Consider the following 20,226-nt stretch of genomic DNA (forward strand, 5'->3'; position numbering starts at 1 on the left):
TTGCATGCCTCTTTTATCGTTATGCTTCCTTATTATAAGGCCGATAGATACGCGTTTGCTTAAGAGGAGTCGTATGACCAACGCCGTAATAGGGTCAAACGCCGATGTAGCGACCAGAGTTGCCATTATGATACTCTTGCTTTCCCTCTGATACCATGCAACGAACGATCTCTTTGTCACAAATTAAACAAATGAATAACAACGCGCCAAATGGCTTACAAATCAAACCTCTTTCTTATGATCCGCACTTAGCGACGACGCTATTTGCCCCGATTGCGTCGATGCCGTGGGCGATGTTGTTACGTTCACCGTCACGAGATCATGTCGATAGCCGTTTCGATATTCTGGTTGCCCAGCCTATTGCCACCGTCACAACGCGTGGCGATACCAGTACGGTGGTCACGCCTGAGGGGGAAATGGACAGCAAGTTAGACCCTTTTCAGCTGCTCGACGACACGCAACAGCGCTGGTTAAGTGACACAGACTACGACGGGGAACTGCCCTTTGTGGGCGGTGCATTGGGTTATTTTGCCTACGATTTGGGCCGCCGCGTGGAACAGTTACCTGTGCATGCGATGCACGATCTCACCACACCAGATATGGCCGTCGGCCTGTATCGCTGGGCACTGGTGGTCGATCACTCGCAACAGAGTGCGGTTTTGGTTGGTGAAGACATCGAGGCGGCGCACCAATGGTTGTTTGCTCAATCAGAGGTATCCTCGCCGACGTTTGCGCTGCAAGGGCCGTGGCAATCGAATATGACGCCAGCGGATTACGCGCGCAAGTTTGACCAAGTGCAGCAATACCTTCGCTCGGGCGACTGTTACCAAATCAACTTGGCTCAGCGTTTTCAGGCCCCTTATCTAGGTGATGAGTGGCAAGCGTATCAAAAACTCGAAGCGGTCAATCAAGGCCCTTTTTCTGCCTTTATTCGCACCGAGCAAGGCGCGATTTTGAGTGTCTCTCCCGAGCGCTTTCTGCAACTCAATGGCGGCCAGATCGAGACCAAACCTATTAAAGGCACCCGACCACGCCACACCAACCCAGAACGCGACAAGCGCGCCGCTGACGATTTATTGCACGCGGAGAAAGATCAAGCGGAAAACCTGATGATTGTCGATCTGCTGCGCAATGATGTCGGCCGCGTCGCCGCGCCAGGCAGTGTTGCCGTTCCGAAATTGTTTGATATTGAGAGCTTCCCAGCGGTACACCATTTGGTGAGCACAATTACCGCCAGGTTGGACTCGCCATACCGTGCCAGTGATTTGCTACGTGCATGTTTTCCGGGGGGCTCAATTACCGGCGCACCCAAAGTGCGCGCGATGGAGATCATCGAAGAGTTGGAACCGCATCGCCGCAATGCCTACTGTGGCAGCATTGGCTACATCAGTCGCCACGGCCGAATGGATACCAGCATCACTATTCGCACCTTAGTGGCAGAAGGCGGCCAGATGTACGTTTGGGCAGGAGGCGGTTTGGTGGCTGACAGTCAAAATGATGCCGAATATCAAGAGACGTTCGATAAGCTCAGCCGCATTTTACCCGTGTTGAGTGCTTAACCCCACTTTTCAAGCATCAAATGTAGGTCTTTGGCAGTGTAGGGTTTAGTCAGAATGTCGTTCATCCCACTCTCGATGCAGCGCTCGCGCTCTTCGAGTGTGGTGCCAGCAGTCAACGCGATAATGGGTAAGGTGTAGTTTTGATCGCGTAAATATTGCGTCGCCTCAAACCCGTCCATTTCGGGCATGCGACAATCCATGAAAATCAAATCGTAGTGACGCTGTGTGACCGCCTCGACAGCTTCCAGCCCGTTGTTAGCAATATCAGGCACAATAGCGAGTTTTTTCAACATCTGGTTGATGATCACTTGGTTCATGCGGATATCATCCACCACCAAAATGGTAAGATCGTCTAAAGGTTTTTGGTGTTTTTTCGCCTCGACTTGCCCCGACGACCACTCTTCTATTGAAGCCAACGTCAAGGGAATATGAAAAGAGAAACAACTGCCTTTGCCCTTCTCGCTATCTGCTGCGATCTCACCGCCCATCAGCTCCACAAGATTTTTCGAGATGGCGAGCCCAAGCCCAGTGCCCTCATAGTTACGTTTTGCCGTTCGGTCAGCTTGGACAAATGGCGTAAACAGCTGCTCTAACGAATCAAAATCAATCCCTATCCCCGTATCGACCACCTTGATGTGTAACTGCCCTTCTTGCCACTTCGCAGAGACACTCACTTGACCTTGTTCGGTAAACTTAACCGCGTTGCCCACTAAATTGACTAAGATTTGACTGATGCGTTCAAAGTCACCAGTGAAGGCTTCTGGCAATTCCGTGCACTCGTCGATAATAAAACCAATGCCTTTTTCTCTCGCTCTTGGTTCAAACACACCGAGTAACATGGCTCGAATATCCGCCCAAAGGAAGGTTTTGGGAATCAATTCCATCATCCCGGCGCTCATCTTACTGAAATCAAGAATGTCATTGATGATATGGCGCAGCAGGCCACCCGAATGGGCAAGGTTGGTGAGTAAGGCTCGCTGCTCTTCGTTGAGCTCCGTTTCAGACAGCAGCTCTGCACTGCCGAGCAAGCCGTTAAGAGGTGTGCGTAACTCGTGGTTGATCATCGCGACAAATTCCTTGGTCGCTTTCTCTGACTCCTCGGCACGTGCGCGCGCTTCTTGGTTACTGGTCATAATAAGCTGGCGACTGATGGCATTGCAGAGCAGCTCCCCTACCAGCGCGATTTGGCTCTCGATAAAATCGGCCTCTATCACGCTCGGTTCTACCTCTACACAAAGTTCACCTATCACCGCGTAATCCACTTCGAGTGGCAGCCTGAGTGTCGTCTCATCCCAAACCGCATAAGGCTTGATACTCTCAAGCGTCGTTTGGCTACCGTGACCAAATTGGTCGGCGATCACCGTAGACAATAAGTTGGGTGAGATAAACACCCCAGCGCGTAAGATGACGGAAGAGGATTGAATCCGCTCTAGGAAATTGGCAATTAAGCCATCATCAAGTGTGCGACTTAAGAACGCCCGACCAAAATGGATCAACGCTTCGTTGATCTGCTGCTCAAAGTCGAGCTTGCGTAAATCTTTATGGGTTTGCTTTTTGAGTTGTGCTAAGACCAATTGAAGCTGCTGATTCGCCTCATACAGCTCCAAACTTTTATTTTCGAGCAGCTTTTCTGCTTGCTTACGCGCAGCGATTTCTCGCGCTAACTTGCGCTCTAGCGGCGATGGACTATCCATAGGCTAGCCTTCAAGTACCACATGGAAACGCACGTCATCCCCGGCGCCGGTCTTGTCTTTCATTTCAATCGCCAATGTTTCACCAAAATGGCGCGCGCAGCCTTCTAGTAGGCCAAGGCAAACATGCGACATACATCGGGCACTTTGATAATCAAACACCACTTCAGATTCACTTTCTGAGATAAACACAAACTTCGGTGGATTGGCTTCGGCGTAAAGCTTTTTCACCTCAATATGAATGTAGTCTTCTACCAATTTGATAAATTGCAGTGAGTTTTTACAGCCCCCCAAACTGTTGGCGTCAGGCAAGGTCGCGAACAGATTATCAAACACGCTTTGGCCAAAGACGCGCTGCAAATCTTCAGGCGGAATGCCGGTTTGTTTGCTCAAAATAACAATCAACTTGACCAAATTTTTGTGATCGTAGCTGCCAACCGACGTATATATCCCGCTGTCTTGCGCTTCGTCTAAGATGGCGTCTAACTGCTCAAGACCAAATTTTTCCTCGACCAAGGCGAGAAACTCAGTGAATATAATGCCCTTCATAAAATACGCTATCCTTGCAATAACCATTACCCAATAAAGCATGATCCATAAGCGGCGGTTTTTCAAATAACGACCAAGGGCTAAGATATTGTCTGTGCTAAATAAAAATCACTTAATACAACGTTTTCAGTTTCTTCAAACCGTGGATTATCATCAGGAAGCACTGAAACGCGTCTCGCACTTCAAAGCGGAATCGTTGCGCCCAGCGTCAGTGCTGATAGGCTTTGTGGAGCGTAATAATGGCCTGCACGTACTGTTTACTAAACGGGCCGCGCACTTAAAGCATCACCCGGGTCAGGTGAGCTTTCCGGGCGGAAAGTATGAAACGAGTGATGGCACACTGGCCCAAACAGCGCTGCGAGAGACTCAAGAAGAAATCGGTATCGACCCTAAGCGAATCGCCATTTTTGGCCAGATGCCGGAACTTGTCACCGTCAGCCGATTTACGGTCACGCCCTTTCTCGCCTTTATCGAGCCAGACTACACCCCACGCATTGACACCAATGAAGTGGCAGAAGTGTTTGAAGTGCCGCTGAACTTAGTGTTGGACCGATCCAAATTGGTCAGTCAGCACTTTCTCGTCAACCAGAATCGCCATCGAGTGTTCGGTCTCTCTTACCAACACCATTTTATCTGGGGGATGACGGCGCAGATCATTCAAGCACTGCAAAAACATTTATCGCTACCTCGTCAATAAGTGATCTTTTTTCATCTATTCACATCAACTTTATTCATCTCACACAGCCAATCGTTTGCGCCAACCTCAAATTAGCCACCTTTTTAGTTAGCATTAGTTTTTGTAATGATTAAAATTAGCATAAATCACCAGTGGCACGTCATTTTCGTGATGAAAAACCTGTTTTGAAAACCGACTGGTGCGACCAGGCACAAAGCATGATTTAGATCTATTTTTCGTGAAACAAAATAAGGCACTATTGCACCCGACTTATTTCCTGTTCCCAAAAATGAGTATCACAACATGAATTCAACAACAACTGCGGTTAATACCGCACAATCTTCTAGTAAGTTTACTTACACCGACTTCACTTGGTGTCTCTCTTTGTTCGGTACCGCCGTCGGTGCTGGCGTTCTATTTCTACCGATCAAAGCCGGTGCGGGTGGCTTTTGGCCATTAGTTATCTTAGCGCTAATCGCAGCGCCGATGACATGGTTTGCACACAAATCACTGGCTCGCTTTGTACTCTCGGCGAAAAACCCTGACGCAGATATCACAGATACAGTAGAAGAACACTTCGGTAAGACTGGCGCAAACATCATCACTTTTGCCTACTTTTTCGCCATTTACCCTATCGTTCTTATTTACGGTGTCGGTATCACCAATACCGTTGACTCTTTCCTTGTCAACCAAATGGGTATGGAGTCGATTCCTCGCTGGTTGCTCTCTGGTGCGTTGATCGCGGCGATGACAGCGGGCGTCTTGTTCGGCAAAGAGCTGATGCTTAAAGCGACGTCAGCACTGGTTTACCCTCTCGTGTTCATCTTGCTTGCGCTCTCTTTCTATCTTATCCCTGATTGGAACAGCTCTATGATGTCTGTCGCTCCAGACTGGTCATCAATGCCGTCTATCGTTTGGCTCGCAATTCCTATCATCGTGTTCTCTTTCAACCACAGCCCTGTGGTCTCTCAGTTCTCTAAAGAGCAACGTCGCGTTCACGGTGACAACGCAGTGAAGAAGACCGACGCCATCACAGGCGGCGCAGCGATGATGCTGATGGGCTTCGTAATGTTCTTTGTATTCTCTGTGGTGCTCTCTCTATCTCCTGAGCAACTGGCGATGGCGAAAGAGCAAAACATCTCTGTACTCTCTTACCTTGCGAACGTGCATGAGTCTCCACTGATCTCTTACATGGGTCCTTTGGTGGCATTTGCTGCGATTACCTCAAGCTACTTCGGTCACTTCTTGGGTGCACATGAAGGTTTAGTTGGACTTATCAAATCACGTTCACAAACGCCAGTGAGCAAAATCGAAAAAGGCTCAATGGTATTCATTGTTCTAACCACTTGGGTTGTGGCGATTGTTAACCCAAGCATCCTTGGCATGATTGAAACCATGGGCGCGCCAATGATCGCTGCCATCCTATTCTTGATGCCTGTTTTTGCTATGCAAAAAGTCCCAGCGATGGCGAAGTACAAAACTTCTGCACCTGTACAGATTTTCACAACTATCTGTGGTCTTGCTGCCATTAGTTCTGTAATCTACGGCGCGCTATAAACCGGGCTCTGATTCATCAGAACGGATAGCAAACAAATAGAATAATACTAAGCCTCCCTCTTGCTCGGGAGGCTTACTTTGAGGTAATCAATATGATTAGTGTTTTTGATATCTATAAGATCGGCGTTGGTCCTTCTAGTTCTCACACAGTCGGCCCAATGAAGGCGGGTAAAGAGTTTATTGATGACTTACGTGCAATGGGAAAATTGCGCGACATCACTAAAATCACCGTTGACGTCTATGGATCACTTTCACTGACAGGGAAAGGTCACCACACAGATATCGCCATCATCATGGGTCTTGCTGGCAACACCCCAGAGAAAGTCGATATCGACGCGATTCCAGGCTTCATCGCTCGCGTTGAAGAAACAGAACGCCTTCCTGTTGGCATGCACTGTCATACCGTCTCGTTTCCTAGAGACGGAGGAATGAACTTCCACCGTAGTAACCTCTCTTTGCACGAAAATGGCATGCAGATTCATGCTTGGATTGGTGAAGAGAAAGCCTACTCTAAAACCTATTACTCTATCGGCGGCGGTTTTATCGTTGACGAGGAAAACTTTGGTAAAGAAGAAGCCAACCCAATCAAGGTGCCTTACCCGTTCACATCAGCGGAAGAACTCGTCAATCAATGTAAAGAGAGCGGGCTATCCATCAGCACCTTGGTGATGAAAAACCAAGCGGCGATGCACTCTGATGAAGAGTCTCGCACCTACTTTGCCAACATTTGGAAAACCATGCGTGAGTGTATGGATCGCGGTATGAACACCGAAGGTATTCTTCCGGGGCCACTGCGTGTACCGCGCCGTGCTGCGGCGTTACGTCAGCAACTGTTGACCTCTGAAAAGACGACCAATGATCCTATGTCTGTGGTCGATTGGGTAAACATGTTCGCCTTTGCGGTGAATGAAGAGAACGCGGCGGGTGGCCGTGTCGTAACCGCGCCAACCAATGGTGCATGTGGCATCATCCCTGCGGTGCTCGCCTACTACGACAAGTTCATTCAAACCGTGACAGAAAAAGATTACATCCGCTACTTTGCAGCCTCTGGTGCCATTGGCGGTCTGTACAAACGTAACGCCTCGATTTCTGGTGCTGAAGTGGGTTGTCAGGGAGAAGTCGGTGTCGCTTGTTCGATGGCGGCGGCAGGCCTTGCAGAGCTTATGGGCGGTAGCCCTGAGCAAGTGTGTATGGCAGCGGAAATTGCGATGGAACACAACCTTGGCCTCACCTGTGACCCTGTTGCAGGTCAAGTTCAAGTCCCTTGTATCGAGCGCAATGGCATTGCCGCAGTGAAGTCGATTAACTCGACTCGCATGGCGCTTCGCCGCTCGTCAGCACCAACGGTATCACTGGATAAAGTGATCGAAACCATGCTGGAGACGGGGAAAGACATGAACGCCAAATATCGTGAAACCTCGCAAGGTGGTTTGGCCGTTAAAGTGATCTGCTAATCCGGTGATGCCATCGCTTACCTTTGCGTCGGTTACACTCGTTCGGGTTTGAATAAAAAGGGAGCGCTGAATATCAGCGCTCCCTTTTTCGTTGGGTTAATTCAGCTCGAAAATACGCATCACAACAGCACTTGTGAAGCGAGCAGCGCGCTACCAAACAGCAATGACAGCACCAGCATCAACGGCCCACCTTCTGCGGTGTAACGCTGTGGTTGAGTATCGGCCAGTCGCAGCGCATACACCATGGCAAGCGGTACAAACACCGCTAAAAACACCAAGATAATTCCGGCATAGCCCAACACCGCTAAGAATTTATCCGCCGCAAACAGCGATCCCAGAAGTGGCAAGATGAACGTCAACACATAGGTCACGACGCGGTTTTGGTGGAACATATCGCGATTCTGGTTATACAGCGCCATAGCGACACCAAAAAACGATGTCAGCAATGCCAATCCGGTAAACAGTGACAGCAAGGTGCCAATCCAGCGGGAATGATGCTCGAAAGCAGCGATCAAATCGCCCACCCCTTTCAACTCACCCAACTGAGTAGGGTTCAGATTCCCGACCACGGCAAACAGCCAACACAAATAGCAAAAAAGCGGTATCACCGAACCAATGATGACCATGTTTCTCAACTTGCGGTCTGTCGCCTGCGAATTGTAAGCAACCAAAGAAGGGATCACGACCATAAAACCAAAGCTGGTAAAGAGTACGGCGCTGGTTTTGAACAGTTGCCAATGATTGTCATTGAGCACTCGATTTAAGTGATCAAAATGAAAATCTGGCAGCAAAAACGCCAGTGTGGTCGCGAGACACGCGATCATGACCAAGAATAAGCCGCGGTTAAGCTTATCGATAATACCGGTTCCGGCGGCGATCACTCCACCAGCGAGAACAGTAAAACCAATCTGGCTTTGAGTGGGGGTGATAGCCAAGCCCATTGCCGTCATCAACTGACTGACCAAATCCGCTGCGCCTAAGATGTAGGCCATCAACAAACAGATGAGCAGCGCGTATAAAAGCGCGTTGGTGATCCATTGGCCACTTTTTCCTAACGTATTGCGCGCGATGGAGTTCAGGCCAAGTCCGCCACCGGATTTTAACGTTGCTTCAAGCAGTAACAAGGCGGCGTAAGTGGTACCCGCGCAGATCACGATCATCAGTAAGGTGCCAGACCAAAGACCAAATTGCGCCAATACCATAGGTATAGCGAGCATGCCGGCACCCAGTGCCGTACCCGAGATAATAAGGGAGCTTCCCAAGAGTTTTGTATTCATAACGTTGTTTTCTGTGTTAGTGCGTGTGGAGTAAATGTGCGCTTCCTAGCGCGGTGGCTAACGGTCAGAAACAATAGGAATAATGGTGTTTGACGTCGTGATATAGGGAGAAAAGTGACGATAAAGAAGCAGAATGAGAATAGAGCGAGTGAACAGGCGTGACGGCACAGTGTGGCGACCCTTCCGTCGGCTCGATAATAGGCGTAGTAATTTTAACAATCATTGAACTATCCAAGGCGATGCAGCAATCCGTGCCAGAAAAACAGCCTATCCTCTGCTGCCGCGCCCAGTTTGGGCCCAGCCCATCTTAAACATCATCCTCGTGATTGCAACGCCTGCTACGCTGAGTGATGAATTATTGGCCAGCGCAGTTGCGCAACGCGATGAACCCAACGTCGATGGACGAGCACGAAAAAAAAGCGAAGTCATCTATCCTTCGCTTTATACACAGAATTCTTTACCAGCCGCTACGCTGTGGCGATTACTCGCCTTTGTAAATACAACCGGCCGTGCAGGTCTCTTTAATTTCAACCTTGCTTAATAGCGGCAGTGACGGTTTGATCTCGTTCCAGATCCATTTCGCCAATACTTCACTGGTTGGGTTTTCCAATCCCTTGATATCATTAAGATAGTAGTGGTCAAGGCGGTCATAAATCGGTTTAAACGCCGCTTTGATTTCCGCAAAGTCGACAACCCAACCAGTGTGAGGATCCACCTCGCCCTCGACATACAGGCGAACTAAGAAAGAATGACCATGAAGGCGACCACATTTGTGTCCTTCTGGCACATGGGGCAAGTGATGCGCGGCTTCGAACATGAATTCTTTGTATAGTTCAGTTTTCATTTTGACTCTCGGGTTTTTAAAGAGTGGCAATACTAAGGAATTAGTATAGTCGAGACAAGCGCGAAATCCGTTGAATGACCAAGCAAACGCTTTCCCTTCCACACCTCTTATCTGTAGCACGGCGGAAAAACGTCACAGCGTCAAGTTTTTGATTACAACAGTTACACATCACATTTACACACGACTAACATGTGTCGCATCACAGTCTCAAATAAACCTACTTTCTATAGAGGTATCTATCCAAGATCATAGTGATGTCAGTTCCAACTCATACCAAGAAACGATCATGCGTCTAACCATAACAACAAAACTCTTGATTACCCTACTCTCCGTTTTTGGCTTGGTGTTGCTTGCCTCGACAAGCTACCAATACCTTCAGCAACGTGAGCTATTAAATTCGGTACTTAGTGAGCAGCTCCATGATAAAGCCAGCAACTACTTTGATAGCCTCAATATGATGATGTTGACAGGCACGATGGCGCAAAAAGAAACCTTGCGTCAGAAGGCGTTAGCTCAAGATGGCATTGAACAAGTACGTGTGTTGCGCTCGGATCTCGTCAGCAAGCTCTACGGCCCAGGCAACGACAATCAAAGCCCCGTCGATGACATTGACCAACGAGCGCTCAGCGGCGAATTGGTGATTGAGCCCATTCAAGCAGAATGGGGCTCAGGAATTGTGGTAGCCATGCCAATGAAATCGAGTGAGAACTATCGCGGCACGAACTGCGTGGCCTGTCATATGGCACCAGAAGGCGAAGTGCTCGGTGCTATCCGCCTCGAGTACAACCTGTCACACGTTAATCAGATGGTCAGCCAGCGCACACTGATCGCCTTAGCGATCATGTCCGGCTTTGGGTTCGTCGGTTTTCTCGTCACTATGGGTATCATCCGCAAAACCATTGTTCAGCCCATCCAAAAGACCTCGCGCTTTATGCAAAGCGTCAGTGATTCCAAAAACCTTACTCAGCGCGTCGTCTCCAAGCAAGGTGATGAAATTGGCCAACTGGCCAAAGCCATCAACTCATTTATGGACACAGTGACCAGCAGCCTGAGTCAAGTGCAAGCGACTTCCCATCAGGTGGCGCACTCAGCCAATCAGTTAACGCACGTGGCGCAAATTACCGACGATGCCGCTGGCAACCAACAGCAAGAGACCGACGAAGTTCAAGCCAATATTGAGCAGATGCAAGCGCAGCAAATCGATGTCGAACAAGCGACGGTGAACGCCTCTGAACTGATCAAGCACACCACCACGATTGCCGAGCACAGCGCCACACGAGCGCACAACGCCAGTGACGAAATCAAACATCTTGTTACCGACATTGAGCAAGTCAAAGGTAATTTGGTCGATTTGAATCAGCAAACCGTCGAAGTCTCATCGATTTTAGAAGTTATCAAAGGCATCGCAGAGCAAACCAACTTATTGGCGCTGAATGCGGCCATTGAAGCGGCCCGTGCTGGCGAACAAGGACGTGGCTTTGCGGTAGTTGCGGATGAAGTCAGGCAGTTGGCCAGTCGCACCGCAGAGGCGACCGGCAGTATCGAAAAGATCATTGCGGATTTTCAAAGCGATAGCCAAACGTCGCTCGCATCCGTCGATACGGTGTGCGACACCGCCCATCAACGATCAAGTGAGGTGGAGCAGTTATCCGTCGCCATGTCCGAAGTGGTGTCAGAGATGCAGCAAGCCCTCTCCCACGCCACCAGCATTCAAAGTCAGAGCAGCAATACCTCGCACTTGACGCAAGAAGTTCAGCAGAAAGTCGACGTCATCACTCAACACGCCCGGGCAACCTCGGATTCGGCGGCACAAACACGAGACATTAGTATGAATCTTGAACAGTTATCCGAACAACTAGAGGATCTTCTTAACCAGTTTTCTCTTTCTCAACCGAAATGAGTGGATATGAACAGTTTTTCGCCAACTTATCGACATTAATGGTTGAAGCATATTAATTGAAAGGTAATATGTGCCATTGAATAGTTAGAATTCTACCCAACCCAATGTTTTGCTCACGCATTGTCCAATGACGGTTTTGCAAACATTGGGTTGAATTTTTACTCAATGGAGAATATTGAAAACATGACTTACGCGCCTGTATCAGACGTTTTGAAAGGTCAGCTAGCGGTAGACAGTGAAGTCACTGTACGAGGTTGGATCCGTTCACGTCGTGATTCCAAAGCTGGAATCTCTTTCCTTGCCATTTATGACGGCTCTTGTTTCGACCCGATTCAGGCCGTGGTCCCTAATAATCTTAATAATTACGACGACGAAGTACTTAAGCTCACCACGGGCTGCTCTGTTGAAGTAACGGGTAAGATTGTTGAGTCTCCTGCGAAAGGCCAAGACTTTGAGCTTGCCGCTACAGATGTAAAAGTGGTCGGCTGGGTCGAAGACGCAGAAACCTACCCAATGGCGAAAACTCGCCACTCTATCGAGTACTTACGTGAAGTGGCACACCTACGTCCGCGCACCAACGTAATCGGTGCGGTAGCACGTGTACGTAACTGTCTATCTCAAGCCATTCACCGTTTCTACCACGAACAAGGCTACTTCTGGGTATCGGCGCCACTGATCACCGCTTCTGATGCAGAAGGTGCTGGTGAAATGTTCCGCGTATCTACGCTAGACATGGAAAACCTGCCTCGCACTGACGATGGTAAAGTGGACTATAACGAAGACTTCTTCGGTAAAGAGACTTTCCTAACCGTATCTGGTCAGCTTAACGCGGAAGCTTACGCCTGTGCACTAAGCAAGGTGTACACCTTTGGTCCGACTTTCCGCGCGGAAAACTCAAACACCAGCCGCCACCTAGCGGAGTTCTGGATGGTTGAGCCTGAAGTGGCGTTTGCCGAGTTAGACGACGTCGCTAAACTGGCGGAAGACATGCTGAAGTACGTCTTTAAAGCCGTTCTTGCAGAGTGTCGTGATGACCTTGAGTTCTTCGCACAGCGCATCGACAAAGAGGCCATCACTCGTCTAGAGCAGTTTGTCTCTTCTGACTTCGCACAAGTGGACTACACAGACGCGATCCAGATCCTGCTTGATTCTGGTCGTGAGTTCGAGTTCCCAGTTGAATGGGGCATCGACATGTCTTCTGAGCACGAGCGCTTCCTTGCTGAAGAACACTTCAAAGCACCGGTTATCGTGAAGAACTACCCGAAAGACATCAAAGCATTCTATATGCGTGCGAACGATGACGGTAAAACCGTTGCCGCAATGGACGTACTGGCACCTGGCATCGGCGAAATCATCGGTGGTTCTCAGCGTGAAGAGCGTCTAGACATCCTAGATGCACGTATGCGCGAAGTCGGCATCGACCCTGAGCACATGAGCTGGTACCGCGACCTACGTCGTTACGGCACCGTGCCACATGCAGGCTTTGGTCTAGGCTTCGAGCGTCTCGTCTCTTACGTAACAGGTATGGGCAACGTTCGTGACGTGATCCCATTCCCACGTACACCACGCTCGGCGAACTTCTAAACGTTCGGCCTCTCGATTTAGTGCAAAAAACCTCCGTCTCACGCGGAGGTTTTTTTCGCTTTCTCATAAAAATTGCGACCCGCTTTTCCTCTTCAGGGGAGGACTTAACCCAAGAAAAAGGCGCGTTGATGTTAAAAATTGACCAAATATAACTTTTCTTCATTTTTCCCTGAATTGTCGGTTGTATGGCTGTTAGGAGAAAGGTATAAATAACCAAGTTTATTAACGCCTCCCTTCGACTAACATGGATGACGATTATGTTTGAAAAAGTTGTAGCTGCTCCGGCAGATCCTATTCTTGGACTCACTGAAGAGTTTAAAAAAGATCCACGCGCTGAAAAAATTAACCTTGGCGTCGGTATCTACAAAAATGAACAAGGCGAAACCCCTGTTCTTGCCACGGTAAAAAAAGCGGAAGCTGCACTGGTCGAAACTGAAAAAACCAAGTCATACCTAACGATTGAAGGCACAGCAGAGTACGGTCTTGCCGTACAAAAGTTGCTGTTTGGCGAGCAGTCGGACATTGTCGTGAACAAACTGGCTAAAACAGCGCAAGCCCCTGGTGGTACAGGCGCGCTACGTGTAGCTGGCGAATTCATTAAGCGTCAATTGGGCGATGTGAAGATCTGGATCAGTAACCCTACTTGGGCAAACCACAACGGCGTATTTACCGCCGCAGGCATCGAAACAGCGCAATACAGCTACTACAACGCCGAAACTAAAGACAAAGATTTCGCAGCAATGCTCGCCGATCTTGACAACGCGTCTGCAGGTGATGTTGTCCTGCTGCACGGCTGCTGCCACAACCCAACCGGCATCGATCCAACATTGGAAGAGTGGGAAACTCTTGCAAAGCTGGTTGCTGAAAAACAACTTCTCCCTCTGTTTGACTTCGCCTACCAAGGTTTTGCTAAAGGCGTGGAAGAAGATGCGGAAGGTCTACGTATTTTCGCTCAATACAACAAAGAAATTTTGGTCGCGAGCTCGTTCTCTAAAAACTTTGGTCTGTACAACGAGCGTGTGGGTGCTTTCACCTTAGTAGCACAAACTGAGCAAATCGCTGAAACTGCGTTTTCTCAAGTCAAAGCCATCATCCGTTCGATCTATTCGAACCCACCAGCACACGGCAGTGCTGTCGTCACGCACATTCTTGGCAACGCCGAGCTTCGTGCCGAGTGGGAAGCGGAAGTGAAAGAGATGCGCGACCGTATTCAAGCGATGCGTGAACTGTTTGTTGCGACCTTGAAAGAGCAAGGCGTCGATGCTGACTTTAGCTTCATTGAACGTCAAAACGGCATGTTCTCGTTCTCTGGCCTCAGCAAAGAGCAAGTCGCGCGACTAAAAGATGAGTTTGCTATCTACATCGTCGGCTCTGGCCGCATCAGCGTTGCAGGCATGACACGTTCAAACATGCTGCCACTTTGTCAGGGAATCGCCGCCGTACTTTAATTCGGTAGTGATAAGTGGATAGACAATAGCCAGCAGATACGCTGGCTATTTTTGTTTGTGGGGTTTATCGGTGCGCTAGTTCGCCAAATACTCTCGTCTCGATAAGCGCTTTATTTTGCGGGACAGTCGCCTAGGCTAGAGCAGAAATCGCAGTGACACGCCCGCTTCGTTGGTTTGCGCGCTACCGGCTTGGCTTGCAGTATCATAATCACTGTCACGATAAGTGTAAAAGCCGCCCAGAACGAAACGTTGACTGACGCGATAATGCGCACTGATGGAATAGCTCTGCTCATCAACGATGTTACTGCGCGTCAACTGCGCCTGGCCTTCCAATTTCCAATGTGTCGATAACGCATATTGAGCACCGATACTTGCGCCCCATACGCCGCCATGATCGCTGTAAAATTTATCATCCGTCGCATCATCGGTTTGCGAAGCCCATAGGTAACCAAACTTACCCATTGCAAACAGATCAAGTTTGTCACTGGCCGCAATACGATAGCCGACGCCTGGCAGAAGGGTATAAAGGTTAGTGGTGATGTCGTCTGGGTGCAAAAAACGCGCGGAATAATCGAGCTGAGTAAACCAGTGTTCCCCGACAGCCCAGCGGCCAGCGACGGTGAGATCGGTCACTTTGCTATCGGCGTCAGATTGATCCATTGAGCCTGCACTGAGGTACGCACCCAAGTAATCATAGTGGTTGTGCCAGTTTGAAGAAGGCGCTGACGGTGAAGATTCAGCCCATACACTCATCGGCAAAGCGACAAGGCTAGCGAGAAGAGAAGATGTGAGATGGCGTTTCATTGTTACTACTTACGCTCCATGAAAGTATTCACTCAATATTTTCACTATAGCGCAAATTTCATCACGGCTGCGTGCGCCTGATCTACAAAGTAATAATCAGCTCATCTTGTTGATTAGATTCGATTTTAGCATGCGACTGGCGACACACTCGCTCGATTTGAGACGGCTCCAATTCGTAGGGCATCACCAACTTGAGTTCAGATATCCCTTCAAGTTTTGCGAGTTCCAACAAGATAACAATATTGGATTCATCACTGCGATTTGCTGAGAGTGATTTTAGCGCGTTGTCCCACAGCCTATCCTCAACCGATACCGTCTCTTTGATGGTGTCTTTCCATGCAAGGCTAAAGATCGGGGCAAAAGTGCTCATCGCTTCGAGAAATGTCCACTTTTTACTGCATGAGGCACTTAAGAACGACGTGTAGTCAAATTCTACTCTTGCGCTATTTTGATGTTCCATATCATCCCCCGTACACATGGCAACACGTTACACTCAATATCAATGATTCGGTTGCATATAGCAATAGGATATAGAAGATTGGTCTTTTATAGCTCTATTTCGTTTAAAACAGCTATATAAAAAGCAATACGGTAACAATTGCTGTACAAGAGCGAGACAAGCTGGATATTGGCTAGAAATATTTTCAGCAGCGAAATTTATCCTAGCGAATATCGACGACTCGACTTGCTTTGCGATATTGAACGCGCCACCCTTGCCACTTTGGCAACTCCCAACGTTTTGGGTCGCCTTTCCTCAATCCCGAGTCATAAATCACCTCAACACATTTTCTTGTCGGGTAGTATTCGACACGCAGGTTTAAATCACCGAGATGACATTCAAACGGATACGTCTGAGCAAACTCTTCATACTCCCAATACGGAATACCTTCGAACGCGAAGTCGTCTTCACTAAATAGGGCGAGCTCTTCGACACTCGACAGTTCAAGTAGCGCCAGCTGTTCTCGGAACCAAGATTCAAATGTCACCACTGGCGCCTCCTCACCCGCCAACTGCTGGTAGAGCACGTAATGCTTGATCGCTTTGGTCATCTTGTGAGCAAATCCTGGCAACACACGCTGCGCATACACCGCGTCCATGAGCGGCGTCATCGCCAGTGCCCCTGTCGCTTCTTCAAGGCGAGTAGCCACGACTCTTCCTGCATACACCAGCTCAAGGGTGACTTGGGTTTGCTCACCCTCCACCACTTCACCCTCTCGCCACTCACCTAGATTTAACGTTGCAAAGGTGTCTAACGCCAAAGGAAGAATAAACGTCGCCAGATTCAGCGTTTGTTTGACGCCTCGCCCCGGTAAGCTGTGCGTATCTAAGACCAGTGCTGCCTGCGTCTGCGCTTTCAGGCGGTGCTGGCGAGGCAGTTGTACCTCCAGTTCTCCATTAGCGAATGCGTCTGGTCGTTTTAAGCGACGCACAAACGCGAGCTCTGGGTGCAAGCGTGCGATTTCCGCAATCAGCTCGCTGTGTTGATAGCGAGAAGCCACCTCAAGTTGAGGTAATTCAAACAGCTCACGCATTTGCATGGATAACCGCTGAGCTTCATCAAGAGCAGCGTCGTCGACTTCTACTCCGGTATATCGCTTGCCACGCACTAACCCAATGGCCAAGGCGCCATCACAGCCTAGCGGCTCTTGCTGATCCAACTTGCTCAGACGCTCCTCATCCGCAGTCAGTTTGTACAATGAAGCCGGCGTGGCGAGCACTGCGGTCATATCAATCATCGCCTCTTTGAGTGCTTTTTTCGACATACGTGAGACAAGGTCGGCATAGAGCGCGTCAATGGGTAAAGGATAGAGTCGCTTACCGTGCTCCGTCGCCACGCCCTTCTCATCCACCGCTTGCATCGCGCGAAGAAGTGACGCCGCTTGATTCAGCGAACGTTCTGGTAGTGGCTCTAAAAAATCCAGCTGTGACAGAGGCTTGCCGCACACCGCCGCCGCTAACATGGCTTCGGTCAGGGCTTCGCGCTGCATTTCTGGTGGGGTGTGCTCAATCAGCGCAGCATGCTCACCATACAAACGCACACAGACGCCCTCCATCACGCGCCCTGCTCGCCCCGCTCGCTGCTTGGCACTCGCTTTTGAGATCGCTTTTAAACTCAAGGTCGTTTTACCATTGCGTTGCTCGGTTCTGCGCTCAAGTCCGCTATCGATGACGAGCCCGATGTTATCAATGGTCAACGACGTTTCCGCCACATTGGTCGCCAGCACGATCTTTTTCTTGGCTTGTACCGTCAAGGCGACATCTCGTTGATGATCAGTAACAGACGCATGCAAGGGCGCAACGATAATCTGCTCTAATTGCGCAAGTCGGCTGGCACATTGTGCGATCTCCTTACGCCCGGGTAGAAACACCAGAATGTCACCATCGAGATCGCGCATCGCAGCTACCTCCTCGAACACTCGCTCGTCTAACCGACGTCCATCTGGCAACTGTTGCGAGTGAGTAGCACGATGACAAAGGGAGACCTCATACACTCGACCCTCTGCCGATAAACGTTCGGCGCTGAGGTAACGCGCAAGCTTTTCACCATCCAGCGTCGCTGACGTCACCACCAGTTTTTGCGCTCTTGGGCGGCGAAGCAAGGCAACCAGTAAATCGGTATCCCAGCGGCGCTCGTGGTATTCATCCACCACAATGTAATCGAAATCGGCCAATTGGTTCTCACTGTACCAACGCAGTGCGACGCCCGGAGTGACAAACACCACTTTTGTCTTGTCGTCGTAGCGGTTGTCTAGCTTAATGGCATAGCCTATCTCTTTACCAAGCTCACTCTCGGTAGTGGTTGAAAGAAACTGCGCTAACGAGGTACAGGCAATGCGCCTTGGCTCGACAACTAGCACTCGACCTAGTTCACTGAGCCACAGAGGCAAACGGGTCGATTTTCCCGATCCAGTTTGCGCTTCCACCACCAAATCCGTGTGCTGGATGCGTTTGAGAAACTCGGTTTTTAAGTGATCAATGGGTAACGATGACATAGTTGATGAGCGCTGATAGTAAAAGGGGTGAGTATAACGAGCATCGAGGTAAAGCCCAACCTCACACCCTCTGTGCGTGCGTTTAATATTCGGTTTACTTTAGGTTTGCGAATCCCTATCATTTTCAGGTTCCTAGTTCCAAAGGTCCATTGGCCAACACCCTACTTATAGGCATGTGATGAATAACGATAAACGCCCACTCTATATCCCTTTTGCAGGGCCAGCACTTCTTAGCACTCCTCTGCTCAACAAAGGCAGTGCGTTCACCGCAGAAGAACGCAGTTCTTTTAACTTAGAAGGTTTACTTCCCGAAACCACGGAAACCATTCAAGAACAGGTTGAACGCGCTTACCAGCAGTACAAAAGCTTCGAAAGTGACATGGATAAGCACATTTACTTGCGCAACATTCAAGACACTAATGAAACGCTCTTCTACCGCTTGGTGCAAAATCATGTCTCAGAGATGATGCCGATCATCTACACCCCAACCGTTGGGGCAGCATGTGAGAATTTTTCCAATATTTACCGTCGCGGACGAGGCTTGTTCGTCTCTTACGCCAATCGAGATCGCATTGATGATATCCTCAACAATGCATCGAACCACAACGTCAAAGTGATCGTGGTGACCGATGGCGAACGTATCCTCGGCTTGGGCGACCAAGGCATTGGCGGCATGGGCATTCCTATTGGTAAATTGGCGCTCTACACCGCATGTGGCGGCATCAGCCCTGCCTACACGCTTCCGATCGTATTGGATGTGGGTACAAACAACCCGCAACGCCTCGCTGACCCTATGTATATGGGCTGGCGTCATCCGCGTATTACTGGTGCTGAGTATGACGCATTTGTTGAAGAATTTATGCAAGCCGTCGCCCGCCGCTGGCCTGACGCGTTGATTCAGTTTGAAGATTTCGCGCAGAAGAACGCAATGCCACTGCTTGAACGATACAAAAACCGCGTGTGTTGCTTTAACGATGACATTCAAGGCACTGCAGCCGTCACTGTGGGCTCGTTGTTGGCCGCGTGTCAGGCAGCTGGTAGCAAACTCTCTGAGCAACGCGTCACCTTCTTAGGCGCAGGTTCGGCTGGCTGCGGCATTGCTGAAGCGATCATCGCGCAAATGGTCTCTGAAGGGATTTCTGATGAGCAAGCGCGCTCTCAAGTCTACATGGTCGACCGTTGGGGCCTGCTTCAAGAAGGCATGCCAAATCTACTCGATTTCCAACAGCGTTTGGTACAAAAACACAGCAACACCAAAGCGTGGCAATCTGAAGGGACGGGCTTCTCGCTGCTTGATGTGATGCGCAACGCCAAACCGACCGTGCTGGTCGGCGTTTCAGGCGCGCCAGGGCTGTTCAGTGAAGAAGTGATCAAAGAGATGCACGCGCACTGCCCTCGCCCGATTGTGTTCCCACTGTCGAACCCAACAAGCCGCGTGGAAGCGACGCCAAACGACATCCTTCGCTGGACAGATGGTGAAGCACTGGTTGCAACAGGTAGCCCGTTTGCGCCGGTGGTGTTGGACGGCAAAACCTACCCGATCGCACAGTGCAACAACAGCTATATCTTCCCAGGCATCGGCTTGGGTGTCCTTGCCGTACAAGCTAAGCGAGTGACAGACGAAATGCTGATGGAATCAAGCCGCGCATTGGCGACCTGCTCACCGCTGGCGATTAATGGTCAAGGGGCGCTGCTGCCGCCGCTCGAAGCGATTCATTCTGTATCGAAGAAGATTGCCTTCGCCGTGGGCAAAAAAGCCATTGAACAAGGGGTCGCCCTTGAGATTACTGACGAAGCGCTAGAAGAAGCGATTGATAATAGTTTCTGGCAGCCAGTTTACCGCCGCTACAAACGTACTGCATTCTAACCCGTCTCAACGCCTCTGCTCAG

Annotated in this window: 15 protein-coding genes; 8 read left to right on the top strand and 7 right to left on the bottom strand. The window is 49.7% G+C overall.

The window, feature by feature from the left end; all coding sequences use genetic code 11:
• Positions 1-191: 191 nt before the first annotated feature.
• Positions 192-1,559 (top strand): aminodeoxychorismate synthase component 1, encoded by a 1,368-nt coding sequence (gene pabB, locus AC6R0L_RS06295; RefSeq protein ID WP_500628639.1) that lies wholly within the window; start codon positions 192-194, stop codon positions 1,557-1,559.
• Here pabB and AC6R0L_RS06300 read toward each other — a convergent pair.
• Complete coding sequence (locus AC6R0L_RS06300; RefSeq protein ID WP_500628613.1) at positions 1,556-3,253, bottom strand: ATP-binding protein; 1,698 nt, start codon at positions 3,251-3,253, stop codon at positions 1,556-1,558. The two genes, pabB and AC6R0L_RS06300, sit on opposite strands and share 4 nt — an antisense overlap.
• A 3-nt stretch (positions 3,254-3,256) precedes the next feature.
• Positions 3,257-3,799, bottom strand: a complete 543-nt coding sequence (locus AC6R0L_RS06305; RefSeq protein ID WP_487901210.1) for a heme NO-binding domain-containing protein — start codon at positions 3,797-3,799, stop codon at positions 3,257-3,259.
• Between the two features lie 85 nt (positions 3,800-3,884).
• On the opposite strand from AC6R0L_RS06305, the gene AC6R0L_RS06310 reads away from it, so the two are divergent.
• The 3 genes from AC6R0L_RS06310 to AC6R0L_RS06320 all read left to right on the top strand — a co-directional run bounded on the left by AC6R0L_RS06310 (position 3,885) and on the right by AC6R0L_RS06320 (position 7,486).
• A complete protein-coding gene (locus AC6R0L_RS06310; protein ID WP_487901248.1) occupies positions 3,885-4,496 on the top strand; it encodes a CoA pyrophosphatase in 612 nt (203 codons plus the stop codon).
• Between the two features lie 282 nt (positions 4,497-4,778).
• A complete protein-coding gene (locus AC6R0L_RS06315; RefSeq protein ID WP_500628614.1) occupies positions 4,779-6,032 on the top strand; it encodes an aromatic amino acid transport family protein in 1,254 nt (417 codons plus the stop codon).
• Positions 6,033-6,124: 92 nt separating this feature from the next.
• Positions 6,125-7,486: an L-serine ammonia-lyase gene (locus tag AC6R0L_RS06320; RefSeq protein WP_334552417.1), complete on the top strand. Its 1,362-nt coding sequence runs from the start codon at positions 6,125-6,127 to the stop codon at positions 7,484-7,486.
• Between the two features lie 119 nt (positions 7,487-7,605).
• Here AC6R0L_RS06320 and AC6R0L_RS06325 read toward each other — a convergent pair whose 3' ends face one another.
• Both AC6R0L_RS06325 and queD read right to left on the bottom strand, forming a co-directional pair.
• Entirely contained in the window at positions 7,606-8,763 is a 1,158-nt protein-coding gene (locus AC6R0L_RS06325; RefSeq protein WP_500628615.1) for an amino acid permease, read from the bottom strand.
• A gap of 481 nt (positions 8,764-9,244) precedes the next feature.
• A complete protein-coding gene (queD, locus tag AC6R0L_RS06330; RefSeq protein ID WP_487901208.1) occupies positions 9,245-9,607 on the bottom strand; it encodes a 6-carboxytetrahydropterin synthase QueD in 363 nt (120 codons plus the stop codon).
• Positions 9,608-9,893: 286 nt separating this feature from the next.
• Here queD and AC6R0L_RS06335 point away from each other — a divergent pair, with 286 nt between their 5' ends.
• The 3 genes from AC6R0L_RS06335 to AC6R0L_RS06345 all read left to right on the top strand — a co-directional run bounded on the left by AC6R0L_RS06335 (position 9,894) and on the right by AC6R0L_RS06345 (position 14,539).
• Complete coding sequence (locus AC6R0L_RS06335) at positions 9,894-11,507, top strand: methyl-accepting chemotaxis protein (protein ID WP_500628616.1); 1,614 nt, start codon at positions 9,894-9,896, stop codon at positions 11,505-11,507.
• Between the two features lie 183 nt (positions 11,508-11,690).
• Positions 11,691-13,091, top strand: coding sequence for an asparagine--tRNA ligase (asnS, locus tag AC6R0L_RS06340; protein ID WP_487901206.1), 1,401 nt, complete (start codon positions 11,691-11,693; stop codon positions 13,089-13,091).
• Positions 13,092-13,348: 257 nt separating this feature from the next.
• Positions 13,349-14,539 carry an amino acid aminotransferase gene (locus AC6R0L_RS06345; protein WP_487901205.1) on the top strand — a complete coding sequence of 397 codons (1,191 nt, stop codon included), beginning with the start codon at positions 13,349-13,351 and terminating at the stop codon, positions 14,537-14,539.
• A gap of 135 nt (positions 14,540-14,674) precedes the next feature.
• Here the strand turns inward: AC6R0L_RS06345 and AC6R0L_RS06350 are convergent, their stop codons facing one another.
• From AC6R0L_RS06350 to AC6R0L_RS06360, 3 genes are all read right to left on the bottom strand, one after another.
• Entirely contained in the window at positions 14,675-15,343 is a 669-nt protein-coding gene (locus tag AC6R0L_RS06350; protein WP_500628617.1) for an outer membrane beta-barrel protein, read from the bottom strand.
• A gap of 82 nt (positions 15,344-15,425) precedes the next feature.
• Entirely contained in the window at positions 15,426-15,803 is a 378-nt protein-coding gene (locus tag AC6R0L_RS06355; RefSeq protein ID WP_334552424.1) for a transporter, read from the bottom strand.
• 202 nt (positions 15,804-16,005) lie between these two features.
• Positions 16,006-18,336 carry a DEAD/DEAH box helicase gene (locus AC6R0L_RS06360; protein WP_500628618.1) on the bottom strand — a complete coding sequence of 777 codons (2,331 nt, stop codon included), beginning with the start codon at positions 18,334-18,336 and terminating at the stop codon, positions 16,006-16,008.
• A gap of 178 nt (positions 18,337-18,514) precedes the next feature.
• Between AC6R0L_RS06360 and AC6R0L_RS06365 the strand changes: the two genes are divergently transcribed.
• Positions 18,515-20,203 (top strand): NAD-dependent malic enzyme, encoded by a 1,689-nt coding sequence (locus AC6R0L_RS06365; protein ID WP_500628619.1) that lies wholly within the window; start codon positions 18,515-18,517, stop codon positions 20,201-20,203.
• Positions 20,204-20,226 lie beyond the last annotated feature (23 nt).

Source organism: Vibrio sp. R15-SG3-ISO1A, assembly GCF_059833955.1.